This window comes from Pseudomonas sp. NBRC 111139 (assembly GCF_001753955.1).
In the GTDB taxonomy this organism is placed as follows: domain Bacteria; phylum Pseudomonadota; class Gammaproteobacteria; order Pseudomonadales; family Pseudomonadaceae; genus Aquipseudomonas; species Aquipseudomonas alloputida.
Genome location: NZ_BCBP01000122.1, coordinates 1 through 7255, shown reverse-complemented (window position 1 = coordinate 7255; position 7255 = coordinate 1). Strand labels below are relative to the sequence as shown.

General features: G+C 61.7%; 8 protein-coding genes. All 8 read left to right on the top strand.

The genetic code is table 11. The features are described 5' to 3' along the window. A partial coding sequence (gene bamA, locus BJQ17_RS29070) for an outer membrane protein assembly factor BamA (RefSeq protein WP_042162799.1) occupies window positions 1-1045 on the top strand: 1045 nt, incomplete at its 5' end. Between the two features lie 44 nt (window positions 1046-1089). Then, window positions 1090-1593: an OmpH family outer membrane protein gene (locus BJQ17_RS29065; protein ID WP_003252311.1), complete on the top strand. Its 504-nt coding sequence runs from the start codon at window positions 1090-1092 to the stop codon at window positions 1591-1593. A 1-nt stretch (window position 1594) separates the two neighbouring features. Continuing rightward, window positions 1595-2650 (top strand): UDP-3-O-(3-hydroxymyristoyl)glucosamine N-acyltransferase, encoded by a 1056-nt coding sequence (gene lpxD, locus BJQ17_RS29060; RefSeq protein ID WP_003252312.1) that lies wholly within the window; start codon window positions 1595-1597, stop codon window positions 2648-2650. Between the two features lie 114 nt (window positions 2651-2764). Continuing rightward, window positions 2765-3205: a 3-hydroxyacyl-ACP dehydratase FabZ gene (gene fabZ, locus BJQ17_RS29055; RefSeq protein ID WP_003252314.1), complete on the top strand. Its 441-nt coding sequence runs from the start codon at window positions 2765-2767 to the stop codon at window positions 3203-3205. Further along, a complete protein-coding gene (gene lpxA / locus BJQ17_RS29050) occupies window positions 3202-3978 on the top strand; it encodes an acyl-ACP--UDP-N-acetylglucosamine O-acyltransferase (protein WP_003252316.1) in 777 nt (258 codons plus the stop codon). The genes fabZ and lpxA overlap by 4 nt, the downstream gene beginning before the upstream one ends. Window position 3979: 1 nt before the next feature. Then, window positions 3980-5107, top strand: a complete 1128-nt coding sequence (gene lpxB / locus BJQ17_RS29045) for a lipid-A-disaccharide synthase (RefSeq protein ID WP_003252318.1) — start codon at window positions 3980-3982, stop codon at window positions 5105-5107. 1 nt (window position 5108) lies between these two features. After that, window positions 5109-5732, top strand: a complete 624-nt coding sequence (rnhB, locus tag BJQ17_RS29040; protein WP_003252319.1) for a ribonuclease HII — start codon at window positions 5109-5111, stop codon at window positions 5730-5732. 186 nt (window positions 5733-5918) lie between these two features. Beyond that, a partial coding sequence (gene dnaE, locus BJQ17_RS29035; protein WP_139139837.1) for a DNA polymerase III subunit alpha occupies window positions 5919-7255 on the top strand: 1337 nt, incomplete at its 3' end.

Sequence of the window (7255 nt, the reverse complement as noted above, 5' to 3'; positions counted from 1 at the left end):
GGGGGGCTCGATCAGCCAGAGCAACTTCCTCGGTACCGGTAACAAGGTGTCCATCGGCCTGACCCGTTCGGAATACCAGACCCGTTACAACTTCGGCTTCGTTGATCCCTACTTCACTGCCGATGGCGTCAGCCTGGGCTACAACGCCTTCTACCGCAGCACCGATTACGACGACCTCGACGTAGATGTTGCCAGCTACGCGGTGGACAGCTACGGTGCCGGCGTCAGCCTGGGCTACCCGATCAGCGAAACCTCGCGCCTGACCTACGGCCTGAGCGTGCAGCAGGACAAGATCAAGACCGGCAAGTACACCGTTGACGAGATCTTCGACTTCCTCGAGCAGGAAGGTGACAACTTCCTGAACTTCAAGGCCTCGATCGGCTGGTCCGAGTCGACCCTGAACAAAGGCGTACTGGCCACCCGTGGTCACTCGCAAAGCCTGACCCTGGAGTCCACCGTTCCGGGCAGCGACCTATCGTTCTTCAAGCTTGACTACCGTGGCCAGCTGTTCAAGCCGATCACCAGCGACTACACCCTGCGCCTGCATACCGAGCTGGGCTATGGTGATGGTTACGGCAGCACCTCCGGCCTGCCGTTCTACGAGAACTATTTCGCGGGTGGTTTCAACTCCGTCCGTGGCTTCAAGGACAGCAGCCTGGGCCCGCGCAGTACCCCGAGCATCGGCGAGGCCGCAGGTGGCAAGCCAGGCACCATCGCCGACCCGGATCAGGATCCGTTGCCGTTTGGTGGTAACGTGCTGGTGCAAGGCGGTGCCGAGCTGCTGTTCCCGCTGCCGTTCGTCAAGGACCAGCGTTCACTGCGCACTTCCGTGTTCTGGGACGTGGGTAACGTGTTCGACACCAATTGCGGCAACAAACCTGATTGCGAGAAGGTCGGATTCTCGGGCATGGCCAGTTCGGTCGGTCTGGGCGTGACCTGGATTACCGCACTGGGCCCGTTGAGCTTCAGCCTGGCAATGCCGGTCAAGAAGCCGGACGATGCCGATACCCAGGTGTTCCAATTCTCTCTGGGCCAGACCTTCTAAGGTCGGCCCTTGCTTAATGACAACGGTTTATCCAGGAGTGCATCGTGCGTAAATTGGCTCAATTGGCCGTAGTGGCCGCGGCGCTGGTCGCCACCCCGGCTTTCGCCGAAATGAAGGTTGCCGTCCTGAACTACCAGATGGCCCTGCTCGAGTCGGATGCCGCCAAGAAGTATGCGGTTGATGCCGAGAAGAAATTCGGTCCGCAACTGACCAAGCTGAAAAGCCTGGAAAGCAGTGCCAAGGGCATCCAGGACCGCCTGATCAAGGGCGGCGACAAGATGCAGCAGCAGGAGCGTGAGCGCCTGGAGCTCGAGTTCAAGCAAAAGGCCCGCGATTTCCAGTTCCAGTCCAAGGAACTGAACGAAGCCAAGGCCGTTGCTGATCGCGACATGCTCAAGCAACTGAAGCCGAAGCTGGATGGTGCTGTCGAGGAAGTGATCAAGAAGGGCGGCTACGACCTGGTCCTCGAGCGTGGTGCGGTCATCGATGTCAAACCTCAGTACGACATCACCCGCCAAGTCATCGAGCGCATGAACCAAGCCCGTTGATATGAGTGTGACCATGACGCTAGGCCAGCTGGCCGAGGTGCTCGGAGCTACCCTCAAGGGGCCTGAGGCGCTGCAGATTACCGGGCTGGCCACCTTGCAAGAGGCCGGCCCGACGCAGTTGAGCTTCCTCGCCAACCCGCAGTACCGCAAGTACCTGGACAACAGCCAGGCCGGCGCGGTGCTGCTCAAGGCTGCGGATGCCGAAAGCTTTGCCGGCAATACCCTGGTCGTGGCGGACCCGTACCTGGCTTACGCGCGGATTTCCCACCTGTTCGATCCCAAACCCAAGGCTGAGGCGGGAATACATCCCAGCGCCGTGGTGGCGGAAGATGCCCAGGTGGACGCCAGCGCCAGCATCGGGCCGTTCGCGGTCATCGAAAGTGGTGCGCGCATCGGCGCCAACGTCAGCATCGGCGCACACTGCTTCATCGGTGCCCGCTGTGTGGTCGGTGAAGGTGGTTGGCTGGCACCGCGGGTCACGCTGTATCACGACGTGACCATCGGTAAGCGTGTGGTCATCCAGTCGGGTGCCGTGATCGGCGGTGAGGGCTTCGGCTTTGCCAACGAGAAGGGTATCTGGCGCAAGATTGCACAGATCGGCGGCGTCACCATTGGTGATGACGTTGAGATCGGTGTCAATACGGCTGTCGACCGTGGCGCGCTGTCCGATACCCGGATCGGCGACGGGGTCAAGCTGGATAACCAGATCCAGATCGCTCACAACGTGCAGATCGGTGATCACACTGCCATGGCCGCTTGCGTCGGAATCTCCGGCAGCACGCGCATCGGCAAGCACTGCATGCTGGCCGGTGGTGTGGGGCTGGTTGGGCACATCGATATTTGCGATAACGTTTTCGTTTCCGGAATGACCATGGTTACCCGTTCGATCACTGAACCGGGTTCCTATTCTTCCGGCACTGCCATGCAGCCGCTGGCTGACTGGCGCAAGAGCGCCGCGCGTATCCGCCACCTGGACGACATGGCCAAGCGTCTCCAGCAGCTGGAAAAACGCGTCGATACCGTGACCTCAGGTGGCCTGCCGACATCAGAAGGCTGATACCATTCCCTGAGCAAGAGTGAACAGTCGCTAGCTGGCTCCTCTTTGGATTGCAAAAGGAGCGTGTGGTCAGCACCTGCGCTCCCTATTCTTATTACAGGCTTCCCCACCGAAATGATGGACATCAACGAGATTCGCGAATACCTGCCTCACCGCTACCCGTTTCTGCTGGTAGACCGTGTGACGGATCTGGACTTCGAGGCCCAGAGCATTCGTGCCTACAAGAATGTCAGCATCAATGAGCCGTTTTTCAATGGCCACTTCCCGGCACACCCGATCATGCCGGGTGTCCTGATCATCGAAGCCATGGCCCAGGCGGCCGGCATCCTTGGTTTCAAGATGCTCGATGCCAAGCCGGCCGATGGCACCCTGTACTACTTCGTCGGTTCCGACAAACTGCGTTTCCGTCAGCCGGTTCTCCCGGGCGACCAGCTTGTGCTGGAGGCGAAGTTCCTCAGCCGTAAAAGCATGATCTGGAAGTTCGAGTGCCGCGCCCTTGTCGATGGCAAGCCGGTCTGCTCGGCAGAAATCACCTGCGCGGAACGCTCCCTATGAATTCGATTGATCCTCGGGCCATTATCGATCCGTCGGCCAAGCTGGCCGACGGCGTCGAGGTCGGCCCTTGGTCGATCGTTGGCCCTGATGTCGAAATCGGGGAGGGCACCGTTATCGGCCCGCATGTTGTGCTCAAAGGCCCGACCCGCATCGGCAAGCACAACCGTATCTTTCAGTTTTCCTCGATCGGTGAAGACACCCCGGACCTTAAGTACAAGGGTGAGCCGACGCGCCTGGTGATCGGCGATCACAATGTGATTCGCGAAGGGGTGACCATCCACCGCGGTACTGTTCAGGACCGCTCGGAAACCACCGTGGGTGACCATAACCTGATCATGGCCTATGCCCACATTGGCCACGACAGTGTCATCGGCAACCACTGCATCCTGGTCAACAACACGGCGTTGGCAGGTCATGTACATGTGGGTGACTGGGCGATCCTGTCCGGTTACACCCTGGTTCACCAGTACTGCCATATTGGCGCCCACGCGTTTTCCGGCATGGGCACGGCCATTGGCAAGGACGTTCCGGCCTTCGTTACCGTGTTCGGCAGCCCGGCCGAAGCCCGCAGCATGAACTTCGAGGGCATGCGCCGCCGCGGTTTCAGCGACGAGGTGATCCATGTGCTGCGTCGTTGCTACAAGATTGTCTACCGTCAGGGCCTGACCGTCGAAGACGCGCTCAAGGAGCTGGCCGAACCGGCCACGCAACACCCTGAGGTCGAGCTGTTCCGTCAGTCGATCCTGAGCTCCGCTCGCGGCATCACGCGCTGATATGGCCCAGCTTTGCGTAGCGCTGGTCGCGGGTGAGGCCAGTGGCGATATTCTTGGTTCAGGCTTGATGCGTGCCCTCAAGGCACGCCACCCCGACGTGCGGTTCATCGGGGTTGGCGGCCCCTTGATGGAGGCCGAGGGCCTGCAATCCTATTTCCCCATGGAGCGCCTGGCCGTCATGGGGCTGGTCGAGGTACTGGGGCGTCTGCGCGAGCTGCTCAAGCGCCGCAAGCTGCTGATCCAGACCCTGATCGAAGAAAAACCCGACGTATTCATCGGCATCGACGCCCCTGACTTCACCCTCAACATCGAGCTGAAGCTGCGCCAGGCCGGGATCAAGACCGTGCACTATGTCAGCCCGTCAGTGTGGGCCTGGCGGCAGAAGCGGGTGCTGAAGATCCGCGAAGGCTGCGACCTGATGCTGACGCTGCTGCCGTTCGAGGCGCGGTTCTACGAAGAGCAGGGTGTGCCAGTGCGTTTTGTTGGCCACCCGCTGGCAGACACCATACCGCTAGAAGCCGACCGCCCGGCCGCGCGCGCCGCGCTGGGCCTGGGCGAGGGGCCGGTGGTGGCGTTGATGCCGGGCAGCCGGGGTGGCGAAGTAGGGCGCCTGGGCGCGTTGTTCCTCGACGCCGCCGAGCGCCTTTGCCAACAAGTGCCGGGTGTGCGCTTCGTGTTGCCCTGCGCCAACGCCACGCGGCGCACCCAGATCGAACAGATGCTTGAAGGGCGCCAACTGCCGCTGACCCTGCTCGATGGCCAGTCGCACCAAGCCCTGGCAGCCTGTGACGCGGTGCTGATCGCCTCGGGTACCGCCACTCTCGAGGCGCTGCTGTACAAGCGGCCGATGGTGGTGGCGTACCGCCTGGCGCCCTTGACCTTCTGGATTCTCAAGCGTCTGGTGAAAAGCCCTTACGTGTCATTGCCGAACCTGCTGGCCCAGCGAGAGCTGGTGCCCGAGTTGCTGCAGGACGACGCTACCAGTGAAGCGCTGGCCAACACCCTGGCGCCGCTGGTGCGCGATGGAAGCCAGCAGACCGAACGTTTCGACGAAATTCACCGCACCCTGCGCCGTGACGCCTCCAATCAGGCGGCCGAGGCGGTACTGGCCCTGCTCAAGGACCGCTGACATGCAAATTGGACTGGACTTCAACCTGGTAGAAGACCTGGTCGCCGGCGTTGACGAAGTGGGCCGCGGCCCGTTGTGCGGCGCGGTGGTAACGGCGGCCGTGATTCTTGATCCCGCGCGGCCGATTCTCGGTCTGAACGATTCGAAGAAACTCACCGAAGCCAGGCGTGAGGCGCTGTTCGACGAGATCTGCGAAAAGGCCTTGAGCTTCTGCATCGCCCGTGCCGAAGTCGAGGAAATTGACAGCCTGAACATCCTGCAGGCCACCATGCTGGCCATGCAGCGGGCAGTGGAGGGCTTGCACATTACGCCAAAGCTGGCCCTGATCGACGGCAATCGCTGCCCGAAACTGGCGGTGCCGGCAGCACCGGTGGTCAAGGGGGATAGCCAGGTGCCGGCCATTGCGGCGGCATCGATCCTGGCCAAGGTGACCCGTGATCGGGAGATGAGTGCATTCGAACTGATCTACCCGGGTTATGGCATTGGCGGTCACAAGGGTTATCCAACGCCGGTGCACCTCGAGGCGCTGGCTCGGCTTGGGCCAACGCCCATCCACCGGCGTTCCTTTGCCCCTGTGCGGGCGGCTTGGGAAGCGCGCGAAGGCGTCACCGATTCCCTGATCTGACCTGTTGGGGCCGCTTTGCGGCCCTTCGCGGTCACGCCCGCTCCAACAGGATTCATCGGTCTGAGCAGCGGTGCCGTACCTGTGGGGGCGGGCGTGCCCGCGAAGGGCTGCAAAGCAGCCCCAAAAAAAGCCCCCAGTTAGGCTACAATCCCGCCCTTGTCGTTAAGCTCTGCTACAGGATCTTCCATGTCGGTTCCCTTCGTTCACCTGCGCGTCCATTCCGAATTCTCGCTGGTCGACGGCCTGGTGCGGATCAAACCGCTGGCCAAGGCGCTGACCGGGATGAACATGCCGGCGGTCGCGATCACCGATCAGAGCAACATGTGCTCGCTGGTGAAGTTCTACAAGACGGCCATGGGCGCCGGCATCAAACCGATCTGCGGTGCCGACCTGTGGCTGGCCGGTGCCGACCCGGAAGCCCCGCTGTCGCGCATCTGCTTCCTGGCCATGGACCCCAAGGGCTATCGCAACCTCACCGAACTGATCTCGCGCGGCTGGACCGATGGCCAGCGCAACGGCCTGGTCATCCTCCAGCGTGAATGGATCGCCCCGGCCAGCGAGGGCCTGATTGCCCTGTCGGCGGGCAAGGAAGGCGACATTGGCATGGCGCTGCTGGCGGGTCGGCAAGACGAAGCCGAAGTGCTTCTTCAAGACTGGATGGGCATGTTCCCCGAGCGCTTCTACGTTGAAGTGCAGCGCACCAATCGCGCACGCGACGAAGAATACGTGCACGCGGCGGTGGCATTGGCCGACAAGCTTGGCGCCCCGCTGGTGGCTACCAACGACGTACGTTTCATCAAGCAGACGGACTTTGATGCCCACGAAACCCGCGTCTGTATCGGTGAGGGCTGGACCCTCGATGACCCCCGCCGTCCGCGTTGCTACAGCGACCAGCAGTACCTGAAGTCGGCCGAGGAAATGGCCGAGCTCTTCAGCGACCTGCCCGACGCCATCGCCAACACCGTCGAAATTGCCAAGCGGTGCAACATCCAGGTACAGCTGGGCAAGTACTTCCTGCCTGACTTCCCCACGCCCAACGGCATGGGCATCGACGACTACCTGCGGCATGTGTCCCACGAAGGCCTGGAAGAGCGCCTGGCCGTGCTGTGGCCGAAAGAGACCACGCCCAATTATGAAGAAAAGCGTCAGGTTTACCTGGACCGCCTGAAGTTCGAGCTGGACATCATCATCCAGATGGGCTTCCCCGGTTACTTCCTGATTGTTATGGACTTCATCAAGTGGGCCAAGAACAACGACGTACCGGTTGGCCCGGGCCGCGGTTCGGGTGCTGGCTCGCTGGTGGCCTATGTACTGAAGATCACCGATCTCGACCCGCTGGCCTACGACCTGCTGTTCGAGCGCTTCCTCAACCCTGAACGTATTTCCATGCCCGACTTCGACGTCGACTTCTGCATGGACGGCCGTGACCGGGTGATCGACTACGTGGCCGAGGCCTACGGCCGTAATGCGGTGAGCCAGATCATCACCTTCGGTACCATGGCCGCCAAGGCGGTGGTGCGTGA

Excerpts from the sequence above, each read along its gene's own strand:
- lpxD (WP_003252312.1), top strand. The coding sequence starts at position 1,595 with ATGAGTGTGACCATGACGCTAGGCCAGCTGGCCGAGGTGCTCGGAGCT.
- fabZ (WP_003252314.1), top strand. The coding sequence starts at position 2,765 with ATGATGGACATCAACGAGATTCGCGAATACCTGCCTCACCGCTACCCG.
- lpxA (WP_003252316.1), top strand. The coding sequence starts at position 3,202 with ATGAATTCGATTGATCCTCGGGCCATTATCGATCCGTCGGCCAAGCTG.
- lpxB (WP_003252318.1), top strand. The coding sequence starts at position 3,980 with ATGGCCCAGCTTTGCGTAGCGCTGGTCGCGGGTGAGGCCAGTGGCGAT.
- rnhB (WP_003252319.1), top strand. The coding sequence starts at position 5,109 with ATGCAAATTGGACTGGACTTCAACCTGGTAGAAGACCTGGTCGCCGGC.